1 pseudogene is annotated in these 2,023 nt (G+C 65.1%); it reads left to right on the forward strand.

Features of this window, described 5'->3' with window-relative positions:
* Positions 1-430: 430 nt before the first annotated feature.
* Positions 431-694 (forward strand): annotated as a pseudogene (locus AB0N17_RS46335) (DnaB-like helicase N-terminal domain-containing protein); the annotation flags it as partial.
* Positions 695-2,023: the final 1,329 nt, after the last annotated feature.

Genomic DNA, 2,023 nt, shown 5'->3' on the forward strand with positions numbered 1-2,023 from the left:
CAGGTTCTGCTTGGTCCCTGACCCGTACAACCAGCCCGTCTGACAGCGCTGGGGCAGGCCGGCACCAAAGCGCCATGCCCATGCGGCACGACGGGGCCAACGGGAAAGCGTGAGCGCCGAAATCCTGAACTGCTTCGGGAACAACGAGGGGCCTGAACGTGTCAGGCCCCTCATCTCGTGTCGCAACCTCAATCGCGAGTCCTCCAGACCATCCCGTTGATGACCTGCCGGTCCTCCACGCCTGGCCGTCCCGTGGCAGCCCTCGGTGTGAGGGGAGCGACAAACTCCCACTCCTGGTTGGTGAGTCCATGGCGGCGTATCACCCCACCATGATCCACCACCCGATGATCTTTGAAGACGGACCCTAGTACACCCGCGTCAGCAGTTCCAGCACCTCGTCCTCCCGCGGAAGCATGAGGCGCGCAACGACTTCGAGCGGATCCCGCCGCACGATCTGGACTCCGAGCAGTCGGTGCTGGGCGGCATCCTGCTGTCGAAGGACGCCATCGGCAAGGTGTCCGAGATCCTCAGGGGCCGGGACTTCTACAAGCCGGCCCACGAGACGATCTACGCCGCGATCATGGACGTGTACGCGGCCGGTGAGCCTGCCGACCCGATCACGGTCGCGGCGGAACTCACCCGGCGCGGCGAGATCAACAAGGTTGGCGGGGCCTCCTACCTGCACACTCTCGTGCGACAGCGCTGTCCCCGGCCGGGCACACGCCTGGTGTGGCCTTGTGGCTCCGCGCCTGTCTTCGGCGTCGCGGTGTCGGTGCGGTGTTCGCTGACACGGTCCCGATGTGCGGGCGTAACGTGTGGGGGGTGGATAGGTTGGTCTGGCAGACGCGTGGTTGTGGTCGGTCCACCCCCAGTCCGCCCCCTGGCCATGTCATGTGTTCAACGGTCCCTGGCTGCTTCGGGCTAGGGCTGGGGGCCGGCTGCATGTGCCATGAAGCGGTATATGCACAGGTGGCTCACTGCGACGACGGCGGTATATCGCAAATCGACCCCGGCCTTTGGCAGTTCGTGATCGCTATTTGTTGCAAGCTCGAGTGGCGTTGCTGCTAGGACCGGTGCAGCAATGAGAACGCCGTCGTGTGCCCTTCGCATGTCTGCAGAATGAGCGAAGGCGAGCCGGGGAATGTCGGGACGAGTCCGCTTTGGCGGCTGATCGTCAGGTGGCCATAGACCTTGTACGCTCCTTTGAGCGGGCCGGAGTCGACGCGGACCCTGTGGTCGATGGGGACGCGGGAAAGCCACTGATAGCCCATGTAGTCGTGTCCCGCGAGGATGTTCCGGGCGTACATGGTCAGTGCTCCGGCGTCAATGCAGGGCTGCGGGTGGGGACTGCAGTTCTCGTAAGAGACGATTCGAATATCTGGCGGAGGCGTTGCGACGGAGTGGCGCTTCGCCGGCTTCATTGATGGTGCAGCGATCGGTGCGTGCATCGAAGTCCGTGTGTCGCGCTCGGCCTTCCGCCGCTTGTGCGTCCTTCCCGGGCGCGGCTCCGGGCGGTGCGCGGAGCGCACTGGGGAAGGTGCCACCATGGACAGGGCAGCCAGCTCAAAGCGCGGCGTGTGGCTATCTGTCTTCTGGGCCACGGGGACGCTGAGAGCGGCGACTGCTGCAACGGACGCGACAGCCGCGCGGAAGGGGAGTTGGAAGGGTACGGCCATCATCATCTTTCCTCGTCGCCGGCACCTGTCATACAGGTGTGTAGCTGCGCGACAGCCACATTACGTTCGGTGATCGCTGTCCTGTGGGAATGGTTGAACGCGGCGCGTGTGGCGGAGCTATGTTGCGTGCGATGTGCCGGTTTGGTGTCGGTGGGTGGGTGTCAGTGACGGCCTGTCAGGCTTGGGTGTTTTGGCTGGTCGGGTGTTGAGGACGGGCGTGGTCACTGTCGTGGGGCGGAGATCAAAAAGCTCCTGCGGGACTGCCCGGCGGGGCGCGGCGGCGGAGGTGGAGACGCTCCCGTCGCGGACGTAGATCGGCTCCGGTTCCACCGTGACGTCCGGGTGGT

It is taken from the genome of Streptomyces sp. NPDC051133 (assembly GCF_040682635.1).
Classification (GTDB): domain Bacteria; phylum Actinomycetota; class Actinomycetes; order Streptomycetales; family Streptomycetaceae; genus Streptomyces.